At 71.7% G+C, this 21,073-nt stretch carries 14 protein-coding genes and 3 pseudogenes; 4 read left to right on the top strand and 13 right to left on the bottom strand.

The annotated features are described in order from the left end of the window. Nucleotides 1–221: 221 nt before the first annotated feature. Nucleotides 222–1,229, bottom strand: coding sequence for a stage II sporulation protein M (locus tag AQJ91_RS22885; RefSeq protein ID WP_067024843.1), 1,008 nt, complete (start codon nt 1,227–1,229; stop codon nt 222–224). Between the two features lie 130 nt (nt 1,230–1,359). Here AQJ91_RS22885 and AQJ91_RS22880 point away from each other — a divergent pair, with 130 nt between their 5' ends. Then, entirely contained in the window at nt 1,360–2,355 is a 996-nt protein-coding gene (locus AQJ91_RS22880; protein ID WP_067024841.1) for an RDD family protein, read from the top strand. 63 nt (nt 2,356–2,418) lie between these two features. On the opposite strand, the gene AQJ91_RS22875 is transcribed toward AQJ91_RS22880, so the two are convergent. Together AQJ91_RS22875 and ahcY are read right to left on the bottom strand one after the other, a co-directional pair. Further along, the gene (locus AQJ91_RS22875; protein WP_067024838.1) at nt 2,419–3,033 is read right to left on the bottom strand and encodes a hypothetical protein; all 615 of its coding nucleotides are present in this window, start codon (nt 3,031–3,033) and stop codon (nt 2,419–2,421) included. A 163-nt stretch (nt 3,034–3,196) separates the two neighbouring features. Next, nucleotides 3,197–4,654 (bottom strand): adenosylhomocysteinase, encoded by a 1,458-nt coding sequence (ahcY, locus tag AQJ91_RS22870; protein WP_067024835.1) that lies wholly within the window; start codon nt 4,652–4,654, stop codon nt 3,197–3,199. 603 nt (nt 4,655–5,257) lie between these two features. Between ahcY and AQJ91_RS22865 the strand changes: the two are divergent. After that, nucleotides 5,258–6,824 (top strand): annotated as a pseudogene (locus AQJ91_RS22865) (fructose-specific PTS transporter subunit EIIC). Nucleotides 6,825–6,904: 80 nt separating this feature from the next. Continuing rightward, nucleotides 6,905–7,570: a signal peptidase I gene (lepB, locus tag AQJ91_RS22860; RefSeq protein WP_079085127.1), complete on the top strand. Its 666-nt coding sequence runs from the start codon at nt 6,905–6,907 to the stop codon at nt 7,568–7,570. Between the two features lie 60 nt (nt 7,571–7,630). Here the strand turns inward: lepB and AQJ91_RS22855 are convergent, their stop codons facing one another. The 8 genes and pseudogenes from AQJ91_RS22855 to AQJ91_RS22825 all read right to left on the bottom strand — a co-directional run bounded on the left by AQJ91_RS22855 (nt 7,631) and on the right by AQJ91_RS22825 (nt 15,017). Further along, the gene (locus AQJ91_RS22855) at nt 7,631–8,611 is read right to left on the bottom strand and encodes a cation diffusion facilitator family transporter (RefSeq protein WP_067024832.1); all 981 of its coding nucleotides are present in this window, start codon (nt 8,609–8,611) and stop codon (nt 7,631–7,633) included. A gap of 117 nt (nt 8,612–8,728) precedes the next feature. Further along, nucleotides 8,729–9,880, bottom strand: coding sequence for a mannose-6-phosphate isomerase, class I (manA, locus tag AQJ91_RS22850; protein WP_067024830.1), 1,152 nt, complete (start codon nt 9,878–9,880; stop codon nt 8,729–8,731). 109 nt (nt 9,881–9,989) lie between these two features. Continuing rightward, a complete protein-coding gene (locus tag AQJ91_RS22845) occupies nt 9,990–11,117 on the bottom strand; it encodes an SIS domain-containing protein (RefSeq protein WP_067024827.1) in 1,128 nt (375 codons plus the stop codon). Between the two features lie 83 nt (nt 11,118–11,200). Next, nucleotides 11,201–11,371, bottom strand: coding sequence for a Trm112 family protein (locus tag AQJ91_RS49835; protein WP_079060162.1), 171 nt, complete (start codon nt 11,369–11,371; stop codon nt 11,201–11,203). A 240-nt stretch (nt 11,372–11,611) separates the two neighbouring features. Next, entirely contained in the window at nt 11,612–12,976 is a 1,365-nt protein-coding gene (locus tag AQJ91_RS22840) for a phosphomannomutase/phosphoglucomutase (protein WP_067024824.1), read from the bottom strand. Nucleotides 12,977–13,076: 100 nt separating this feature from the next. Further along, nucleotides 13,077–13,427: pseudogene (locus tag AQJ91_RS49830) on the bottom strand (L-lactate permease); the annotation flags it as partial. A 279-nt stretch (nt 13,428–13,706) separates the two neighbouring features. Further along, nucleotides 13,707–14,488, bottom strand: a pseudogene (locus AQJ91_RS22830) (L-lactate permease); the annotation flags it as partial. A 151-nt stretch (nt 14,489–14,639) separates the two neighbouring features. Then, nucleotides 14,640–15,017, bottom strand: a complete 378-nt coding sequence (locus AQJ91_RS22825; RefSeq protein ID WP_067024818.1) for a DUF3499 domain-containing protein — start codon at nt 15,015–15,017, stop codon at nt 14,640–14,642. 345 nt (nt 15,018–15,362) lie between these two features. Here AQJ91_RS22825 and AQJ91_RS22820 point away from each other — a divergent pair, with 345 nt between their 5' ends. Beyond that, nucleotides 15,363–15,812 (top strand): metallopeptidase family protein, encoded by a 450-nt coding sequence (locus AQJ91_RS22820; protein WP_067024815.1) that lies wholly within the window; start codon nt 15,363–15,365, stop codon nt 15,810–15,812. A gap of 42 nt (nt 15,813–15,854) precedes the next feature. Here the strand turns inward: AQJ91_RS22820 and AQJ91_RS22815 are convergent, their stop codons facing one another. Together AQJ91_RS22815 and AQJ91_RS22810 are read right to left on the bottom strand one after the other, a co-directional pair. Then, entirely contained in the window at nt 15,855–17,336 is a 1,482-nt protein-coding gene (locus AQJ91_RS22815; protein ID WP_067024812.1) for a DUF5719 family protein, read from the bottom strand. Then, the gene (locus tag AQJ91_RS22810) at nt 17,333–20,995 is read right to left on the bottom strand and encodes a glycosyltransferase (RefSeq protein ID WP_079085125.1); all 3,663 of its coding nucleotides are present in this window, start codon (nt 20,993–20,995) and stop codon (nt 17,333–17,335) included. Before AQJ91_RS22810 ends, AQJ91_RS22815 begins: the two co-directional genes overlap by 4 nt. Nucleotides 20,996–21,073: the final 78 nt, after the last annotated feature.

The raw sequence follows: 21,073 nt of genomic DNA, 5'->3' as shown, positions 1-21,073 counted from the left end.
ATCAGAAGTTTCGAGCCGGACTGACCGGTCACTCTTTTCCGAATCATCGGGAGAGGCTTCTTCGAAATCGAAGTTCCGAGAAGCTGATAGATATTCACTGCTGCCGACCGGTTGAGATCCGGTTCCAGACAACTGTTCAAATCTACCTCCCCACACGCTCCGTGTCAACGGCTCCTGTGGGGCGAAGAGGAGACTAACAGCTCAGCAGGCGTGTTCGCACATCAGGCCGCCGTCGGTACGGCGGCGCTGCGCTCGGCTTCCTCGAGGTCGCCCGTCTCTCCGGTGCGAGCGGCACGGCCGCCGAGGACGTAGACGTAGGCGAGGAAGGCCAGCTCAGCGATGACCCCGATGGCGATGCGCGCCCAGGTGGGCAGGCCCGACGGGGTGACGAAGCCTTCGATGGCGCCGGAGATGAAGAGGACCAGCGCCAGGCCGATTGCCATGCCAATGGCGGCGCGTCCCTCCTCGGCGAGAGCCGCGCGTCGGGTGCGTGGGCCCGGGTCGATGACGGTCCAGCCGAGGCGCAGCCCTGTGCCCGCGGCGACGAAGACCGCGGTCAGTTCGAGCAAGCCGTGCGGCAGGACGAGGCCGAGGAAGGTGTCGAGGCGGCCGGCCGAGGACATCAGGCCGAAGCCGACGCCGAGGTTGAGCATGTTCTGGAAGAGGATCCAGAGGACCGGGAGGCCCAGGAAAACGCCCAGGATCAGGCACTGGGCGGCGGCCCAGGCGTTGTTCGTCCAGACCTGGGCGGCGAAGGACGTCGCGGGGTGGCTGGAGTAGTACGCCTCGTACTGACCGCCTGGGCGGGTGAGCTCGCGCAGCTCGCTGGGGGCGGCGATCGTGGCCTGCACTTCGGGATGGGTTCCGATCCACCAGCCCAGGAGGGCGGCCACGAGGATGGACAGGAGCGCTGTGGGTACCCACCAGTGCCGCGACCTGTAGACCGCGGCCGGGAAGCCGTGAGTGAGGAAGCGCGTGGCATCGCGCCAGGAGGCGCGTCGGGTGCCGGTGACGGCGCTACGCGCGCGTGCCACCAGTTGGCTGAGCCGACCGGTGAGCTGCGGGTCGGGGGCGCTCGACTGGATCAGCGAGAGATGGGTGGCGGTGCGTTGGTAGAGGGCCACGAGTTCGTCTGCCTCGGCGCCGGTGAGGCGGCGCTGGCGCCGGAGCAGGGCTTCGAGGCGGTCCCATTCGACCCGGTGGGTGGCGACGAAGACGTCGAGGTCCATCTGTTTGCCCGCTCCTCGGCTGTTCGTCGGCGGTTCGTCGTAGGTGTCAGCTTGTCGTACTGCGGCGCGATGCGCCCTCAGCTTGGCAGACTGGCCATTCGAGTGGCAGGTCAGGGGAAGGACGGCAGGCGTGAGTGAGCTCGTGACGGGCGAGGCGGTGGCGCTGGAGCTGCGCCCGGCCAAGCTGCCCAGCAGGGCATTGGCCGTGCTGCTCGATCTGGTCGTGGCCGTGATCGTCTACACCGTCGTCAGCATTGCGCTGCTGGCTGCCACGGCTTCTTTGGACGAGGCGGCGCAGATCGCGGTGTCGATCGCGACGTTCGTACTGGTGCTGGTGGGCGGTCCGATCGCGGTTGAGACGCTCAGCCACGGACGTTCGCTCGGGAAGTTGGCGTGCGGGCTTCGGGTGGTGCGGGACGACGGCGGACCGATCCGGTTCCGGCATGCGCTGGTGCGGGGTCTGATCGGTGTGATCGAGATTCTGATGACGTTCGGGGTCATCGCCTGCATCGCCTCGTTCGTGTCGGCGCGCGGACGGCGGCTCGGGGACGTGTTCGCCGGGACTCTGGTCGTACGGGAACGGGTGCCGGCCACGCGTACAGGCTTCGTGCCGCCGCCTCCGCCCTGGCTGGCCGGGCGGTTCTCAGGGCTTGATCTGTCGGCGGTTCCCGATGCGCTGTGGCTTGCCATCCGGCAGTACCTGACGCGGATGCAGCAGTTGGACCCGCAGGTCGGCCAGGCCATGGCGGAGCAACTGGCCTCCGACCTTTCGGCTCGCACCGGTGCTCCGGTGCCGCCGGGTGTGCCGGCGGCGGCGTATCTGGCGGCAGTGGTGCAGGAGCGGCAGGCTCGAGAGGTCCGGCGGTCCTTCTCGGACGGTACGGCTGCGAGTGGACCGGCTCGCGGGGCCGGGCCTGCGGCTGGTGCGCCCGGCTCGTACACGCCCCCGGTGAGTGGACCGGCTGTCGGGACCGGTGCGCCGGATTCGTACGGCTCCCCGGCGGCCGCGCCGGTTCAGCCGGTCCCCGATGTGACGGAGGCGGCTCCGGCCGACGCTCGGTCCGGGGCTCCGCAGGACGCGCCGCCGACCGAGCGGCCCTCGACCGGGTTCGCGCCGCCGGCCTAGTCCCTCTGTCGGTCCGGGGCTGTGCCGTACGTGGCATCGGCGGCTGTCTTCTCATCGCTCCGCTCAGGCGAACACGGACGGGGGCGAGTCGAGGTCCTCGAGCTCGATGCCGGGTGCCGCGAGGACCACGTCGCCAGCGATGTGCACGGCGTGCTGTTCGCCCGTGTCCAGGGCTGTGACCTGGTACTCGTCCACGGTCAGGGGGGCGTTGTCAGTGCCGTGTGTTTCTCTTTTCACCAGAGCCCAGGACTGGTCCACGGTGCGCGGGGCCAGCACCGGATCTGTGAAGGCCACGAGGCGTACGCGGGTTGCCGAGGCGGAAGGGGTGAGGCGCAGGAGACGAGTGGTGGCGACAAGGAACGCGGGGGATGTGCCGGTGAAGGCGTGGGCGCGCACGTTGCCTTCCGTGGCATGAGCCCCTGTGGGGTCCGTGCGGACCCAGGTGACGCCGTCGAGGGCGGCGCCGCGCACCTGCCAGCCGGCGGCGTGGAGTTCGAGGCGGATGGGGCGGCCGAGTTCGTCGAGGGTGAGGTCTACGGAGCCGCTGTGGTCGCCCGTGGGGGTGGTCAGCTGGGAGACATAGCGCCAGCCGGAGGGGCCGGGGGCGCAGTGGAAGTGCTCTTCTGCGAGGGGGGTGTGATCGTGCGGATCGTGGAGCGAATAACGGCCGCGGGGCATGGGGGTCCTGGGTCTTGACGGGGTGGTCCGGCCTTGCGGGGCCGGACGGGCAGGCCCCCCGGCACGGGGGTGCGGGGGGCCTGCCCTCGGAGGACCTGCTGCTGAGGAGCGCGTCAGTGCACGGGCGCGTTCGTCTCAGGCAGAGGTGCGCTCACCTCCGTGCTCAGTAGCGGTAGTGGTCCGGCTTGTACGGGCCCTCGACCTCGACGCCGATGTACGCGGCCTGCTCGGGGCGCAGCTGGGTGAGCTTCACGCCGAGCGCGTCCAGGTGGAGGCGGGCGACCTTCTCGTCGAGGTGCTTGGGCAGCACGTACACGTCGGTCGGGTACGCGTCGGGCTTCGTGAACAACTCGATCTGGGCCAGCGTCTGGTCCGCGAACGAGTTGGACATCACGAACGACGGGTGACCGGTCGCGTTGCCCAGGTTCAGCAGGCGGCCCTCGGACAGCACGATGATCACCTTGCCGTCTGGGAACGTCCAGGTGTGGACCTGCGGCTTGACCTCGTCCTTCACGATCCCCGGGATCTTCGCCAGACCGGCCATGTCGATCTCGTTGTCGAAGTGACCGATGTTCCCCACGATCGCCTGGTGCTTCATCCTGGCCATGTCCGCAGCCATGATGATGTCCTTGTTGCCGGTCGTGGTGACGAAGATGTCGGCCTTGTCGACGACCTCGTCCAGGGTGGTGACCTGGTAACCGTCCATCGCCGCCTGCAGCGCGCAGATCGGGTCGATCTCCGTGACGATCACCCGGGCGCCCTGTCCGCGCAGGGACTCCGCGCAACCCTTGCCCACATCGCCGTACCCGCACACGACCGCGGTCTTCCCGCCGATCAGGACGTCGGTGGCGCGGTTGATGCCGTCGATCAGGGAGTGGCGGCAGCCGTACTTGTTGTCGAACTTCGACTTGGTGACCGCGTCGTTGACGTTGATCGCCGGGAACAGGAGGGTGCCGTCGCGGTGCATCTCATACAGGCGGTGGACGCCGGTCGTGGTCTCCTCGGTGACACCGCGGATCTCCGACGCCAGCTGGGTCCACTTCTGCGAACCGTCCGTGATGGTGCGGTGCAGGAGTTCGAGGATGACGCGGTGCTCGTCGGACTCGGCGGTGTCGACCTCCGGGACCTTGCCGTCCTTCTCGTACTCGACGCCCTTGTGGACGAGGAGGGTGGCGTCACCGCCGTCGTCCAGGATCATGTTCGGGCCGCCGGTGGGGGTGTTCGGCCAGGTCAGTGCCTGCTCCGTGCACCACCAGTACTCCTCCAGGGTCTCGCCCTTCCAGGCGAAGACCGGGACGCCCTGCGGGTCGTCCACGGTGCCGTTCGGGCCGACGGCGATGGCGGCGGCCGCGTGGTCCTGGGTGGAGAAGATGTTGCAGGACGCCCAGCGGACCTCGGCGCCCAGGGCGACCAGAGTCTCGATCAGGACGGCGGTCTGCACGGTCATGTGCAGGGAGCCGGTGACACGGGCGCCGGCCAGCGGCTGCGCCTCGGCGTACTCCCTGCGGATCGCCATCAGGCCGGGCATCTCGTGCTCGGCGAGGGTGATCTCCTTGCGGCCGAACTCGGCCAGGGACAGGTCGGCGACCTTGAAGTCCTGTCGCTTGTCGACAGTCGTCATTACGAGCTGCTCCTCGGGGTTGGGGCGAGGTGGGTACGGCTGGTCTGCGCGGCGGCGGACACAGGAGTGCCCGAAGGAGGGCACGGGTATGCCCGCGTTCACGCAGCGCAGTCCGTCGGAGGCCCTCTCTCCCTCGGTCGGTCCGCGTCGGGACCGCCCGCCCGCCATCAGCAGCGACGTCTGGCTCCGTCCCAAGCTACACCGGTGGGGCGGGGCAGCCCCAGTCCGCCTCTTGGGAGAGGTGTCGGTGACGGATGGTTGCAGGAGCGATAACTGGACCCCTGCGAACGGCAGAACGGGAGCCAACTGACCAAGGCATTCGGGGACCTTCACACCTTTGAGCCTGGGGCGAGGTGTTGCAGGATGCCAGGGGATCGGAACAACTGATCGATCTTGCGGGGCGTCCGGGACGGCGTTCCGCGGGACGAAGGCGTGAGGAGATCGACGTGACCAGTCCGGCCGGCCCTCCCCCCACGGGCGGCGGCGATGGCGAGCGCAGGCGGTTGAAGCTGCTCGCGGTGACCGCCTGCCCCACCGGCATCGCCCGGCCCTCCCCCCACGGGCGGCGGCGATGGCGAGCGCAGGCGGTTGAAGCTGCTCGCGGTGACCGCCTGCCCCACCGGCATCGCGCACACGTACATGGCGGCGGAGACGCTCGCGCAAGCCGCCGAGTGCCGCGGTATCGACATGACGGTGGAGACCCAAGGATCCATCGGGGCTGAGAACGTCCTGACTGACAACGATGTCAGCACCGCGGACGGCATCATCGCCGGGCATGATCGGCGGCTGGATCGCCAACACTGGGTCGCTGTACGACTCCGAGGCGGGCGCGGGCTTCATCGGGGCGATCGTGACCGGGTTCCTCGCCGGATATCTGGTGCTCTGGATCAAGAAGATCAAGGTCCCGAAGTTCGTGCAGCCCATCATGCCGATCATCGTGATCCCGATCGTGGCGACCACGGCGCTCGGCCTGTTCTTCGTGTACGTGATCGGCAAGCCGATCTCCTGGGTCTTCGAGCATCTGACCGACTGGCTCAGCGGGATGACCAGCACCAGCGCGATCCTGCTCGGGGCGATTCTCGGCCTCATGATCGCGTTCGACATGGGCGGACCGGTCAACAAGACGGCGTTCCTGTTCGGCGCCGGTCTCATCGCGACCGGCAACCAGACGGTCATGGGCATGTGCGCTGGCGCGATCCCGGTCATGCCGCTGGGACAGGGCATGGCCACGCTGATACGGAAGCGGCTGTACACCGAGCAGGAACGGGAGACCGGGCCGGCCTCGCTGTTCATGGGCTGCTTCGGGATCTCCGAGGGCGCGATCCCGTTCGCGGCGGCGCGGCCCGCGCAGGTCATCCCCGCCAACATGCTGGGCGGCGCGGTGGCCGGTGCGATCGCCGGGGCCGCCGGGGCCGAGGACGCGGTGCCGCACGGCGGGCCGATCGTGGCCGTGCTGGGCGCGGTGAGCGGCGTACCGATGTTCTTCGTGGCCGTGGTGATCGGCACGGTCGTCACCGCGCTGACGACGGTCGCTCCGGTCGACCTCAGCGGGCGGAAGCGGCGCGGGGCGGCGGTCGCCGAAGGGGCCGTGTCGGGGCTTGTGCCCGTGCCCGCCAGGGTGTGCGCGGGGGCGCCGGGCGCCGGTGTTGTCGTAGCGCGGCAGGCGGTGCGCGAGTCCCAGGCGGGCCCCGCCGCAACCGGCTGCGGGGCCGACGCCGAGGTTCTCTCCGGCTGTCTCACCCAACAGACCGTCAAGGTCCGGCTGGACGCGGCCGACAAGGAGGCCGCCATCCGGGAGATGGCCGAGTTGCTGGCCCGGACCGGCAAGGTAACGGATGTGGACGAGCTGGTGGCGACCGCGCTCCGGCGGGAGGCGCAGGGCACGACGGGGCTCGGTGAGGAGATCGCGATTCCGCATGCCAAGACGGATGCGGTGACCGCGCCCGTCGTCGGGTTCGCGCGGTCCGTGGAGGGGGTCGAATGGGGCTCTCTGGACGGTACGAAGGCTCGGCTGGTGTTCATGATCTCCGTACCGGAGGCGGCCGCGGGCGACGAGCACCTGCGGATTCTGGCGCTGCTGTCGCGGAAGTTGATGGACGCCGGGTTCCGGGAGCGGCTGCTGGCGGCCGAGGAGGGAGCCGTGCTGCGGGTGCTGAGCGAGATCACGTAGCCGGCGTGCGGGCCCGCACCGGGGGTTGGCCGGCAGCCGCTACTCTCTGCGCGCGGATGTGCCGCATGGGGAGGGGTGCGATGTCCGGCAAGGGGCGGGGACTTGGGATCGCGGCGGCCGTGGTGGGGCTGCTGGGGCTGGTTTTGGCGTTCGGCGGCTTCGCCTACGGGCGGGAGGCCTACGGGACCTCGCGGGTGGCGAGCACGAGTATGGAACCGTCGTACGAGCGGGGCGACCGCATCGTCTTCGAGCGTGTCGACGGGAGCGAGGTGCGGCGCGGCGATGTCGTGCTGTACGCGGCGCCGGGCCGCTACGGCTTCGACGAGCTGGTGATGCAGCGGGTCGTCGGTGTGGGCGGCGACCGTCTGGTGTGCTGCACGGGCGGACGGCTCGCCCTGAACGGGAAGCCGCTCGCGGAGCCGTATGTCAGGGACGGTGACGCCGACGGCGCGCGCAAGGCGTACGACGTGACGGTTCCGCGGGGGCGGCTGTTCCTGCTGGGTGATCACCGGGCGAACTCGATGGACTCGCGGTTCTTCGAGGACGACCACGACGGGACGGTGGCCGCGTCCGCGGTCCGGGGCCGGATCACCGAGGAGTACACGGCTCCCCTGCTCCTCACGGCGACCATGCTGCTCGGGGCCGGGCTCGTCCTGACCGGCGTCGGACTGGGGATCGCCTGTCTGGTCGTACGGCGTCGGGCGGCGGCCGCCGCTCGGCCGCCGTGGCCCGCTCCAGCGGCCTGAGACGGCGTACGACGGGGCCCGCCGAACAATCGGCGGGCCCCGTGGGCGTAGAGGCGGAGGTCAGTGCTCAGCGGAGGGCGACGCCGGTCCGCCCGGCGTGGCCTCGCGGTCCGCGCCCTTGGCCGCCTCGGTCTCAAGGTAGATGTCCGGCTCGAGGTAGATCACGCGGGCGATCGGGACGGCCTCGCGGATGCGCGACTCGGCGGCGTTGATCGCGGCGGCGATCTCGGCGGCCGTGGCGTCTTGCCCGACGGCGATCTTGGCGGCGACCAGGAGCTCCTCGGGGCCGAGGTGGAGCGTGCGCATGTGGATGATGCCGGTGACGGTGTCGCCGTCGACGGTGGCGGCCTCGATCTTCTTGACCTCTTCGAGGCCTGCGGCCTCACCGAGCAGCAGGGACTTGGTCTCGACGGCCAGGACGAGCGCGATCAGGACGAGCAGGATGCCGATGCAGAGCGTGCCGATGCCGTCCCAGACGCCCTCGCCGGTGATGAGCGCCAGGCCGACGCCGCCGAGGGCGAGGACCAGGCCGACCAGCGCGCCGAGGTCCTCCAGGAGGACGACGGGCAGCTCGGGGGCCTTGGCGTGGCGGACGAATTCCTTCCAGGACTGCTTGCCGCGCAGGAGGTTGGACTCCTTGATGGCCGTACGGAAGGAGAACGCCTCGGCGATGATCGCGAAGACGAGGACGCCGACCGGCCAGTACCAGTGGTCGATCTCGTGCGGGTGCTTGATCTTCTCGTAGCCCTCGTAGATGGCGAACATGCCGCCGACGGAGAAGAGGACGATCGAGACGAGGAAGGCGTAGATGTAGCGCTCGCGGCCGTACCCGAAGGGGTGTTGCGGGGTGGCCTCGCGCTGGGCCTTCTTGCCGCCGACGAGCAGCAGGGCCTGGTTGCCGGAGTCGGCGAGCGAGTGCACGCCTTCGGCGAGCATCGACGACGAGCCGCTGAACGCGAACGCAACGAACTTCGATGCCGCGATCGCTAGGTTGGCGGCGAGTGCCGCCACGATCGCCTTGGTGCCGCCTGACGCGCTCATGTGTTCGCGTTGTCCCTTCGGTGCGTACGCCGTCCAGACCTTTGCCTGTCCTTTGCCGGTGGGTCATTGTTGCAGCCCGGTCCGACAACGGTTCGCCGGACCACCCGATGGACTCGTTCAGGCGACGACCGTGGCCCGGAATACCGTGCCGGTACCGGACACTTCAGCCTTTTCGCCCGCCGGGACGAACACGGACTGACCGGGGGTCAGCTCGTGCTCCCCGGCGCGGACGGAGCCCGCCGTGCAGAGCAGGATCTGCGGGGTCGGGCGGGTGAGGTCGTGGGCGCCGGTGCCTTCGGGGAGGACGTACCGGGACAGCCGGAACTCGTCGATGGGGGTCTCGTAGACCTCCTCGCCGTCGGGGGACGCCTCCGGGCGGAGCACCCCCGGGTCGGCGGCCTCGAAGCGGACGATGCGCAGGAGTTCGGGGACGTCGACGTGCTTGGGGGTCAGGCCGCAGCGCAGGACGTTGTCGGAGTTGGCCATGATCTCGACGCCGAGACCGCTGAGGTAGGCGTGCGGGATGCCGGCGCCGAGGAACAGGGCCTCGCCGGGCTGGAGTCGGACGTGGTTGAGGAGCATCGCGGCGATGACGCCGGGATCGCCCGGGTAGTGGTGGGCGATGTCGGCGTAGGGGGCGTAGTCGCCGCCGAGGCGGGTGCAGGCGGCCGCGGCCTCGGCGACCGTGCGGGCCATCTCGTCCGGGTCGGCGCTGAGGATCGCGGTGAGGACCTCGCGCAGGGCCGCGTCCTCGGGGTGGGCGTGCAGCAGGTCGACGTACGGCTTGAGGGAGTCGACGCCGAGTCCGTCGAGCAGGTCGGCGGCCCTCAGGGGGTCGCGGAAGCCACACAGGCCGTCGAACTCGGTGAGGGCGCAGATCAGTTCGGGCTTGTGGTTGGCGTCCTTGTAGTTGCGGTGTCCGGCGGCCACGGGGATGCCGCGGCGCTCCTCGTCCTCGTAACCCTCCTTCGCCTGCTCCAGGTTGGGATGCACCTGGAGGGAGAGCGGGGCGCCGGCGGCGAGGATCTTGAGCAGGAAGGGCAGACGGGGGCCGAACTTGGCGGCCGACGCCGGGCCGAGCTCCTTGTCGGGATCCGCGTCGATGACCTCTACGAGGGTGCCGCGTCCGGTGCGCGAGGGTGCGCCGGGGTGGGCGCCCATCCACATCTCCGCCTGCGGTTCGCCGGTCGGCTCGACGCCGAGCAGCAGGGGGATGGCGGTGGGGGAACCCCAGGCGTAGGGGCGGATGGTGTTGTCGAGGCGGTCCATGGGGCTCTCTGGGTTCTCTCTGCCGGTGCGGTGTTCCTACAGCGGCGCTGCGGGTCTGTGTGTACGGCGGTGCTGTGCTCGTACGGCGGTCAGGGCATCCTGGGCATGATCAGGCGCCGGAAGCGAGCGCCAGGTAAACGGCGGCGAAATCCGTCACGGCGATCAGTTCCGCGAGGGTCTCCAGCTCGTCGCCCGGCTCCGGTTCCAGCTCGCTGAGCGGCGTGTCGTGGCTGAGGGCCAGGTCGCGGGCGGCGGGGGCGGCGGTGAGGCCGTCGATCGGGCGGTCGCGCAGCAGCACCACGCGCGCGTGGAGGGCGGGAGCCTCCTCGACACGGTCGCGGAAGAAGTCGTCGGGGTCGGCGCTGGCGGCGAGCGGGCCGGCCAGCAGGGTGCTGTGCGCGGCCAGTGCCTCGGGCAGCTCGGCGACGACGGCGGGGCGGCCGGAGAGCTCGGCGAGCGCGGCGGCGAAACGGCGGCCCGCCGGACCGGCCGAGACGCCCTCGGTCCAGATCATCGGGAGCGCGTCGGCGAGCTCGGCGGCCAGCGTCTTGGCGGGGTTGCTGTACGTCGCGATGGCGGGGCCGCAGCGCTCGGCGATCTGGTCGAGGCGGTCGGCGACCTTCCCGAGGGCCTCGGGCGGGGCGGCGAGCAGGCCGGTGCGGTCCAGGAGCGCGAGCAGCGGGGTGAGCAGCGCCCACAGGACGCCGGGGGCGGACGCGGCCTGGGGTTGGTCCTGCTCGTACGGGGCGGTCGCCATGGGGACGAACATGCCGTGCGAGTTGTGCACCGACTCGGTGATCGGGGAGCCGACGGGGGCCACGGCGACGACGGTGCAGCCGCGCCGGTAGGCCTGCTCGGCGAGCAGGGACAGGCCGGGTTCGCTGCCGTCGGGGGTGGCGATCAGGAGCAGGTCCACTGAGCCGGCCCAGCCGGGAAGTTCCCAGCGCAGGGCGCCCGCGGCCGGGGCGACGCCGGAGGGGGCCAGTCGGGTGACGGGGCTGCCGGCGCCGGCGAGGGTGCCGAGGAGGTCGGCGACGCAGGTGGCGGCGGCGCCGGGGCCCGCGATGAGCACGGCGCGGGGGCGGCCGTCGGGTTTGAGGTCCTGCACACCGGCCTCGGCGGCGTGCCGGACCGCGGTGCGGACGCGAGCGCCGGCCTCGGCGGCGCCACGGAGCAGGGCGCGGCGGTCGGCCTCGGCCAAGGCCTCGGGGGCGTCAAGCAGCGATTCGTCGAGCATGGGCGGCAGCCTCCGATCGCCGGGTCGTCCGGACCCGGTCGTCCTTGCGCGGATCGTCTGTACGCCGGTCGCCGGAGCGGCGGTTACGCGGGGCGGCGGGCCTCGTCGACGAGGAGGACCGGGATGCCGTCGCGAACGGGGTACGCGAGGCCGCAGTCCTGGCTTGTGCAGATCAGCTCGGTGTCCTGCTCCTTGAGGGGGGCGTGACAGGCCGGGCAGGCGAGGATCTCCAGGAGGCCGGCTTCGAGCGGCATGGGGTGTCCCTTCGGGGGCGGGGTGTGCACGTGCGTGCGCGTGTGCGGATGTGCCTGGTCAGGGTACCGCCGGTGGGGGCGGGGTGTCGGGGTTGGCGGGTGGTCGGCGTCGGGGTGGGCGTAGAGGGTTTCGCCCCCGCCCCCCTACCCGTCCCATCCTCCGGGGGGCTCCGCCCCCTGGACCCCCGGCCTATGCCCACTCACCACCCGACTCGGTCGGGAAGAGGTGACCTCGCCGCGTCAGCCGCGGATGATCGTCAGTACCTCGTCCCTGACCTTCGCCATCGTCGCCTCGTCCCGGGCCTCCGCGTTCAGCCGCAGCAGTGGTTCCGTGTTGGACGGGCGGACGTTGAACCACCAGTCGGCGGCGGAGACGGTCAGGCCGTCGAGTTCGTCCAGTTCGACGCCCTCGCTGCCCTCGTACGCGGACTTGATCGCCGCCAGGCGGGCCGTCTGGTCGTCGACCGTGGAGTTGATCTCGCCGGAGCCGGCGTAGCGGTCGTACTGGGCGACCAGGCCGGACAGCGGGCCCTCCTGGCCGCCGAGGGCCGCCAGGACGTGCAGGGCGGCCAGCATGCCCGTGTCGGCGTTCCAGAAGTCCTTGAAGTAGTAGTGGGCGGAGTGTTCGCCGCCGAAGAGGGCGCCGGTGCCGGCCATCTCGGCCTTGATGAAGGAGTGGCCCACGCGCGTGCGTACCGGTGTGCCGCCGTTCTCCCTGACGACCTCCGGGACCGACCAGGACGTGATCAGGTTGTGGATGACCGTGCCCTTGCCGCCGTGCCGGGCCAGCTCGCGGGAGGCGACCAGGGCGGTGATCGCGGACGGGGAGACCGGGTCGCCGTGCTCGTCGACGACGAAGCAGCGGTCGGCGTCGCCGTCGAAGGCGATGCCGAGGTCGGCGCCCTCCTCGCGGACGCGCTTCTGCAGGTCCACGATGTTGGCCGGGTCGAGGGGGTTGGCCTCGTGGTTGGGGAAGGTGCCGTCCAGCTCGAAGTACATCGGGACCAGGGTCAGCGGCAGACCGGCGAAGACCGTCGGGACGGTGTGGCCGCCCATGCCGTTGCCCGCGTCGACGACGACCTTCAGGGGGCGGATGGAGGTCAGGTCGACGAGGGAGCGGAGGTAGGCCGCGTAATCCGTCAACGTGTCCCGCTGCGTGAGCGTTCCCGTCGTCGCCGCCGGTGCCGGGGCGCCCGACTCGCTCCAGCGCTCGACCAGTTCGCGGATCTCCGCGAGGCCGGTGTCCTGGCCGACCGGGGCGGCGCCGGCGCGGCACATCTTGATGCCGTTGTACTGGGCCGGGTTGTGCGAGGCCGTGAACATGGCGCCCGGCAGGTTCAGCGCGCCGGACGCGTAGTACAGCTGGTCGGTGGAGCACAGGCCGATCTCGGTGACGTCGACGCCCTGCGCCGCCGCCCCGCGCGCGAAGGCACGCGAGAGGCCCGGGGACGAGGGCCGCATGTCGTGCCCGGTCACGATCGCGCTCGCGCCGGTCACCTGGACGAAGGCGACCCCGAAGAGCTCGGCCAGCGACTCGTCCCACTGGTCCGGTACGACCCCGCGCACGTCGTACGCCTTCACGAGCTGTGACAGATCAGCAGCCACGGCCAACCCTCCTGAGAGTCCTGTCGGGCCCCCAAACTACCCGGCCCGGCTGACAGTCGGCTGTGGGTCCGCCGAGTGGCCCCCTGGACGTAACCTCAGGTCACGGCAGCATCCAGTGCAGCACCGGCGAACTCTGCCCCACCTCGATCAGGCACATCACCAGCAGCAGCCCCGGACTCCAGGGCAGCACCTTGCGCGGCAGGTCCCCTCACCACCCGCGATGACCCACCTTCGCGCAGGCGATGGTGAGGATCTGCGGGGAGATCATCTTGCCCAGGACTCCGCCCGAGCTGTTGGCGGCGGCCAGGAGTTCGGGCGACAGCCCCGACTCGCGCGCCGCGGTCACCTGCATCGCCCTGAACAGCGCGTTCGCCGAGGTGTCCGACCCGGAGACGGCCACGCCGAACCATCCGAGCACCGGCGACAGGAAGGCCAGCCCCGCGTCGGCCCCGTTCACCCGATCGGGTTCCTTGCGGCTTAACTCCCGTACTGAAGCGCCATGTTGGCCGTCCCAGTGTGCGAGTTCCTGAAGGCACAAGCCCGGCCCACGCCGGTGGACCCGGTTGCACGGAACGTCGACCACGCCAGGTGCGGGGCACAGTCAAACGCCCCTACTGCTCATCCAGCAGTTGGACGCAGCCAGGCACCGTCGAAGCCATCGACGATCCGAGCAGCAAGCCCGCTCCATCAGGAACGGGCAGTTGACGAAGGGCCAGTCGTGGTACCCAAGGCCCGCGCCGGCCAAGTCGGCGCCGATGTCGGCCAGTTGGGCGGAGACGTAGTTGGAGGCGGCGAACTGGGCTACGGCGAAGGCGATTCCGCACACCAGGGCGGGCACCCAGGTCTCGCGCAGCCCGCGCCGCCCACCACGAGCCAGACCGGTACGAGCGGCACCACGAGGGCCAGCAGCGGCGTCTGACGGCCCACCACGGAGGCCACGGAGTCCAGTGGCAGCCCGGTGACCTGGGCCGGTGTCACGACCGGTGTGCCCATCGCGCCGAAGGGCGACCGGCGCGGTGTCGGCGACCAGCGCGGCGACCGCCGCGCGCACCGGTTCGAAGCCGAGGTCGACCAGTATGACCGAGCAGATCGCGACGGGGGGGGGCGCCGAACCCGGCGAGGGCTTCGAGGAGGGCGCCGAAGCAGAAGGCGACCACGAGCGCCTGGATGCGCGGATCGTCGGAGAGCCGCCCGAAGGAGCGGCGCAGGATGTCACAGTGCCAGGTGCGGACCGTCATCCGGTACACCCACAGGGCGTTGACGACGATCCACAGGATGGGGAAGATCCCGAACACGGCACCCTGGGCGGCGCTGGAGAACGTCTGGTCCAGCGGCACGCCTAGGCCGAGCCAGGCGACCAGAACGGCCCGCCAGAAGGCCGGTCAGGCCCGCTGAGTCCGCCTTCATGCGGACGCCGCCGAGAAGGTTCAGGACGATCACCAGGGGCAGGGCCGCCACCAGGGCGGACAGGCCGAGCGAGCCGGCGATAGGGTCCAGTTCCTGGACGTACACGGACACCTCTCCGGTTCCGCGATACAGAAAGCGATTTCTCACTTCGGCTTACGGAATGGCCGTGTCCGCGCCAACGGCACGTCAACGGTCGTGCGTCACTCGGCGGAACGGGCCGCCGGGAAAAGGGAGTTGACCGAAAGGGTTCGGGCGCTCAGTTGTCCGGCGAGCGCAGCACCCGCAGATGACCGCGGCGCGCGACCTCCATCGGGTCCGCCCGCCGCGAGCCGCCACCGCCGGCCTCCGCGGCGCGCTCCTGCGGGCGGGCCGCCTCACGCACGGCGTTGGCAAGCGCTTCCAGGTCGTCGCTGCTGTGACGGGCCGGGGCGGAGCTGTCGAGGAGCCGGACGACCTCCCAGCCGCGCGGCGCGGTGAGGCGCTCGGAGTGCTCGGCGCACAGGTCGTAGCAGTGGGGTTCGGCGTAGGTGGCGAGCGGGCCGAGGACCGCGGTCGAGTCGGCGTAGACGTACGTCAGCGTCGCGACGGCGGGACGGCCGCAAGCGGTGCGCGAACAGCGACGTACAGGGCTCACGACGTTGGACGGTACCGCACTCTTGAACGGGCCGCGACGACTCTCCCCCAGGTCACTCCACCGTGTCGTACTGTGAAACGCCCCACACACCCCGTCCGGCACACCTCACTGACCTGCATGGACACCGCTTTCCGGGATGCCGAACGGTTCTGAAAGTGGTCACCGCTCCGTACAAACCAGGCCAATTGCCTTGATTTCGACGGTCTTGGAGAGATACGGAATCGAGCCCAATCTTGGCCGGAATGGTCATCCGGCGACATGCCGTCCGGCGCGGGTGGACGGCGTCCCCGGTGCCGCGTGGGGGGCCGGGCAGCTCGTCCCGGCGAGGACTACGCTTCACCAGTGATGGACAACCCCGTACCGCCCCGTGCCGCCGCCCCCGGGCCCCGCCGCCGCGATCGCCACGGCCGGGGCATGCGCGGCCCGATCGCACCGCCCCAGGTGCCGCTCGCCGCGAGCCGCGCCGACGCGTTCGCGGACCTGGTGCAGGACTCCGTGGAGCGCCTGGAGCGGCGCTGGCCGCAGCTCGCCGACATCGACTTCCTGGTGCTCGAGGTGCCGCGGCTGGACGGGCCCGGGCAGGCCTGGAACGACGAGGCGGTCCCGCTCGGCGGCACGATTCCCGCGCGCGAGGGACGTCCCGCGCGCGTGGTCGTCTACCGGCGGCCGGTGGAGATCCGTACGAAGGGGCGCGACGAGCGGGCGGCGCTGGTACACGAGGTGGTCGTGGAGCAGGTGGCCGAGCTGCTGGGGCTGACGCCGGAGACGGTGGATCCGCGGTACGGGGAGGACTGACGCCGTACGCGCGCGTGGGCGGCCGAGGCGCCCACGCGCCGCCTACTTCTGCAGCACCGACAGGTCCTGGTCCGCCTCCGGCACCGACACCATGCCCCGGTCGTCCGGCAGGGTCTGTACCGTGAAGGCCGGCACGCCGTCCTTCGTGGCCGTCAGGGTGCGCGACGCGTACACCGGGCCGCCCGACACCGGCTCGACCGTCAGGGCGTAGGTGCCCTTGAGGCCGCTCGGGACCGGCAGTTCCACGTCCTGGGTGGTGCCGGACTTGATCGTGTATGTCTTCGATGCCGCCGTGCCGCCCTCGGTGCCCGCCGATGCCGTGACCTTGACCTGCGCCGTGCCGGAGGGTGCTGTCAGGGACAGCGTCGTGCCCTTCTCGCTGTTGTCCACCGAGGTCGCGCGGGTGCCGACCGGACGGGCCGCGGGGATGAACGCCGTCTCCTGCCGGGTGCCCTTGCCGCGTACGACCCGGAGCGCCGCCACGACCGGCACCGACCGGTCGGTGGGCGTCAGCACCAGCGAGCCCGCCTCGCCGCGCGTGAGGTCGCCCAGGTCGACGGCGGCCGTCATGCCGGACTTGACGTGCAGGGTCTCGTTGCCGGCCGGGGTGATCAGGCCGGTCGGGGAGGCGAGGCGCACCTTCAGGTCGGCGTCGGCGTCGCCGGGGGTGAAGGCGACCAGGCGTACGGCGGTGGCGTCCTTGGGGATGCCGGGCAGGACGAGGCTGCCCGCGGGGTCCGCGGACGCGGCCAGCCAGTCGCCGCCGAGCTTGTCGTCCAGGGCCTGCACGGCGGCGCCGACGCGGCCGCTGCGCACGCTCACGTGCACGGTGACGTTGGCCTGCTTCTCGTCGGTGAGCGTGGACAGCAGGACCGGCTCGCTGGAGTGCGGCTGGACCGTGATGCCCTCCCCCACCGTGGTCTCCAGGGCGCCGTCCTTGCCGTAGAGCTCGATGTCGACGACGGCGGCGGAGTCGTCGGGGTTGGTCAGGTGGACGTAGTCCGTGCGGTCCGCGGCCGTGCCGGCGCCCGGGAACCAGAACTCGGTGTCCGGTCCCGTGCAGTTGACGCCCTGCAGGCCGCGCCCGGTGCCGGCGGCGACCTCCGTGGTCTGCTGCACGGTCCAGCCGGGTGCGAACTTCCCCTCGGCGGTGCCGAGCAGCGCGGGCGAGTCGGCCCCGGACGCGTCCCCGGTGACCGGGGTGCCCGGCTCCTTGGGGGTGAGGACGGGCTTGTCGGCCTTCTTGTCGTCCTTGGCGTCCGCCGACTCCTCCCCCGCCGACCGGAGTTCGGCCTCACCGTCGCTTCCCGTGCCCTTCGTGACGGGCGTGAACGACGTGTACGTCGTCTCGGCGAGGTCGGAGGTGCTCGGGACCGGGCACAGCAGGCTCGTGCGCTCCACGGGCAGTTCGGCGGCCGCCTTCGCGGTGTTCGCGCCGGCGTCGGGCGTGGTGAGCGTGGCGAATCCGGTGACGGCGGCGAGCGCGGCCACGCCGGCGATGAGGGACAGGGTGGTGCGGTTCACTGCTGGCTCCCGTCGGGACGCTCACTGCCGTGCGGATCCGGCTGCGCCGGGTCGTACGCGGGGTCGTAGCCCTGACCGTAGGACTGGTCGTACGTCTGCGTCTGGTCGTACGGCGTCTGCGGGGACTGGCCGTCGTAGGCGTACGGGTCGTACTGGCCACCCTGGTACGGGTCCGCCTGATACGTCTGGTCGTAACCGCCCGCCGGGTACTGCTGGGTGCCCGGGTACTGCTCGCCGCCGTAGGCGCCGTACTCGGCGCCCGCGTAACTCGGCGTGTCCCATTCGCCGTAGGGCTGCTGCTGCGGCACCGGCGCGGGGGTGGGGGTCTCCTCCTCCGGAGGAGACGGGAACTCACCACTCTGGCCCGCCTCTTCGGCCTCCGCCTGGGCGCGCAGCCGGCGGGCCCGGCGGCCCTCACCGGTCACGGCCTGGGCGGGGACGACCGGCTCGTCGGGCAGGTCGTCGTCGATGTCGCGGCGGCGGCCGGGCAGGGCCATCACGACGAGGACGAGGGCGAGGAAACCCTGGGCCCACAGCCAGGCGGTGTGGCCGACCGGGGCGTCGTAGGTGACGTCCAGCCGGCCGCCGGAGGCCGGGAGTTCGAAGCCCTGGGCCCAGCCGTCGACGGTGGTGCGGGTCAGCGGCTTGCCGTCCAGGGTGGCCGTCCAGCCCTCGGCGGCGGTGTCGGCGAGGCGCAGGACGCGGCCGTCGGCGCCGGCCGGGACCGTGGTGTGGATCTCCACGGGGCCCGCGGCGACGGCCTGCGGCTCCGCCGACCCCGAGCCGGAACCGGACACGATGGCCGCGCGGGAGACCTGCCGGTCGAGCCGCCACAGCGCACTGCCGTTCTGCTCGCTGAGCCGGGACAGGCCGGGCGTGGCGTCCAGCACGCGCGTGACCTCGCGGGGCGCGCCCTTGTGGACGAGGACGTAGCGCACCGCGAACGCGCCCAGCTGGTTGGCCTGGTCGGCGCCGGAGCCGGCGACGAGGTTGGCGACGACCTTGTCGAGCTTGCTGTTCTCGCCGTCGGCGGCGGCGAGTTCGGCGTCGCCGAGGCGGGCGCCGGAGCCGCGGACGAGCACATAGCCGACGTGGGCCGTGGAGTCGCTGTCGAGGACCAGGGTGCGGGCCTGGTCGCGGGTGTTGCTCTCCTCGGCGACGAACGCGGGCACCTGCACGGGGTCGCGCCGCTCCACCGGTCCGTCGGCGCCGCCGATCATCCAGCCGGCGGCGACGAGCAGCGGGCCGGCGGCCGAGGCGAACGCGGTCAGCACGGCGACCGGCTGGCGCCAGCCGAAGCTCTGCTCGGCCACACGCGCGCGTGCCCCGTCGGCGCCCAGCATCGCGGCGGACAGCAGGGCGAGTCCGTAGACGAGGGTGGCGGGCCCGGCCCAGGTGGAGCTGTTGGACAGGACCGCGAAGACGAGGCCCACCAGGGCGACCGTCCAGGCCGTCCAGATTCCCAACTGACGCTCGGAGCGCAGCAGCGCGGCCAGCGCCGCCAGGACGATGCCGATGAGCATCAGCCCGCTGACCGTGCCGGGGCCGCCGGGGCTGGCGCCGAGCAGGTCGAGGGCGGAGGCGGCCGAGGAGCCGTACTCCAGGCCGGCCTCCCGGAAGAAGCCGAACGGCAGCAGCGACAGCGACCAGGGGGCCAGGACCAGCAGGGGCGTGCCGAGCTGGGCGATGAAGCGCAGGCCGTAGGCGGTGATGTCGGTGCGGCGCACGGCCAGCAGGCCGAGGCCGAGGAGCAGCGCGATGGGCCACACGATCGGCGTGAACGCGGTGGTGACCGTCAGCAGCAGGGCGTACGCCCAGGTGGCGCGCCAGCTGCCGCGCGCACCGGAGCTGTTCGCCAGGCCGCTGGCCGCGATGCCCGCGCGCGCGATGAGCGGCAGCAGGATGGCGAGGACGGCGGTGCCGATACGGCCGCCCGCGAGGGCGCCGGTGGCGGCGGGCAGGAAGGCGTAGACGACGGCCGCCCATGCGCGCAGCAGGCGGGACTCGACGAGCGGGCGGGAGGCGAAGTACGCGGTGAAGCCGGCCAGCGGCACCGAGCAGACCAGCAGGACCGTGACCGCGAGGCCGGTCGAGCCGAGCAGCACGGAGGCGAACATGGCGACGATCGCGAGGTACGGGGGCGCGGACGGGGTGCCGCCGGCGCCCACCGGGTGCCAGGCGTCGAGGTAGCGCGACCACAGCTCACCGGAGTCGGCCGGGGCGGGCAGCAGGGCGCCGCCCGCGAGCGCGCCGCCGCCGAGGAGGCTGCGGCAGGCGATCAGTGAGACGAGCAGCAGCACCAGGAAGAGCACCGGGCCGGGTTTGCGGGCGATGCGCTTGAGGCGTGCGAACTGCTCGATCTGCAGGAAGTCGGCGTCGTCGCCGCCGGGCCCGGACTCGATGCCGCCGCCGTGCCGTCCGGCGCCCGAGGTCGCCTCCGGGTCGGAGCTGCCGACGAGGTTGCCGGCGGCCTGTTCGACCGTGGCCCGCACGGTCGCGCCGGGCGGCGGGAACAGGGCCCTCAGCTCGCCCTTGTCGATCTGCGGGGCGCCGCGCCTGCGCCGCCCGGCGATGATCCGCTCGGGCCGCAGCAGGGTGCCGACGAGGCCGCGGATCTCGTCGACGGCCTGTCCGGGGACCTTGCCGACGAGGTAGGCGACGGTCCGCAGCAGGGTGCCGACGACGAGGCGCAGCAGGACCCAGGGCAGGGCGGCCGTACGGGTGTTGACGAGCAGGGTGTAGACGGCGCCCGCCTTGTCGACCTTGTGCGGGGAGGCGGAGGTGCGGCCCACGCAGTCGACGGTGCGGCGCTCGCGGGAGGCCGCCTCGGCGTGCCGTACGACCGCCTCGGGGGCGACGAGGACGCGGTGGCCGGCGGCGGTGGCGCGCCAGCACAGGTCGACGTCGTCACGCATCAGGGGCAGCCGTCGGTCGAAGCCGCCGAGCTGGTCGAAGACGTCGCGTCGGATCAGCATGCCGGCGGTGGACACGGACAGCACGGGCCGGACGTGATCGTGCTGGCCCTGGTCCTGTTCGCGGCGGTCCAGGCCGGTCCAGCGGCGGCCGGAGTTGGCGATGGTGACGCCGACCTCGAGCAGCTGCCGGCGGTCGTACCAGCCGCGCAGCTTGGGGCCCACCACGGCGATGTCGTCCCGGCCCAGCTCGTACTCGTTCTCCACGACCCGCAGCAGCTGGGCGAGGGCGTCCGGTTCGGGGGCGCAGTCGTCGTGCAGCAGCCACAGCCACTGAACCGGCTCTCCGTGCGGGAGCTCGGGCATGTCGTAGGCGTCGTCGCGCCACGTGCGCGTGACGGGGTCCCAGCCGCTCGGCCGCTTCAGATAGGAGAGCTCGTCCGGCGTGAGGACGGGTGCCGTGCGGTTGGCCTCCTCGACGGCCTGGCCGAAGCCGGTGCGCCGGGCGAGGTGCAGTACGCGGTCGGCGCCGAGGGCGTCGGTGACCAGCTGGGCGGACTGGTCCGCGCTGCCGGTGTCGGCGGCCATGGCGAACTGGACGGGGCGCTCCTGGCCGAGCAGGCCGGCGAGCGCGTCGGGCAGCCAGCGGGCGCCGTCATGGGAGACGAGGACCGCGGTCACCACATGACGCGGAAACTCAGGAGTGGCAGCGTCGTGTTGGGCTGCCGTGTGGCTGTGCACGGACATCGAGGTACGGGCCCCGGTTCGGTGGACTGCGGTGGACGCCTGTGCTCCGTGGGAGCAGCGGTGCGTCTCGGACGAGCG

Source organism: Streptomyces dysideae, from assembly GCF_001514305.1.
GTDB lineage: Bacteria > Actinomycetota > Actinomycetes > Streptomycetales > Streptomycetaceae > Streptomyces > Streptomyces dysideae.
This window is presented reverse-complemented; position numbering and strand designations above follow the sequence as displayed.

Coding starts and splice junctions, on each gene's coding strand:
- AQJ91_RS22855 (WP_067024832.1), bottom strand. CDS start 8,611: ATGAGCGCGTCAGGCGGCACCAAGGCGATCGTGGCGGCACTCGCCGCC.
- AQJ91_RS22820 (WP_067024815.1), top strand. CDS start 15,363: ATGGACAACCCCGTACCGCCCCGTGCCGCCGCCCCCGGGCCCCGCCGC.
- manA (WP_067024830.1), bottom strand. CDS start 9,880: ATGGACCGCCTCGACAACACCATCCGCCCCTACGCCTGGGGTTCCCCC.
- AQJ91_RS22810 (WP_079085125.1), bottom strand. CDS start 20,995: ATGTCCGTGCACAGCCACACGGCAGCCCAACACGACGCTGCCACTCCT.
- AQJ91_RS49835 (WP_079060162.1), bottom strand. CDS start 11,371: ATGCCGCTCGAAGCCGGCCTCCTGGAGATCCTCGCCTGCCCGGCCTGT.
- AQJ91_RS22845 (WP_067024827.1), bottom strand. CDS start 11,117: ATGCTCGACGAATCGCTGCTTGACGCCCCCGAGGCCTTGGCCGAGGCC.
- AQJ91_RS22885 (WP_067024843.1), bottom strand. CDS start 1,229: ATGGACCTCGACGTCTTCGTCGCCACCCACCGGGTCGAATGGGACCGC.
- AQJ91_RS22875 (WP_067024838.1), bottom strand. CDS start 3,033: ATGCCCCGCGGCCGTTATTCGCTCCACGATCCGCACGATCACACCCCC.
- ahcY (WP_067024835.1), bottom strand. CDS start 4,654: ATGACGACTGTCGACAAGCGACAGGACTTCAAGGTCGCCGACCTGTCC.
- lepB (WP_079085127.1), top strand. CDS start 6,905: ATGTCCGGCAAGGGGCGGGGACTTGGGATCGCGGCGGCCGTGGTGGGG.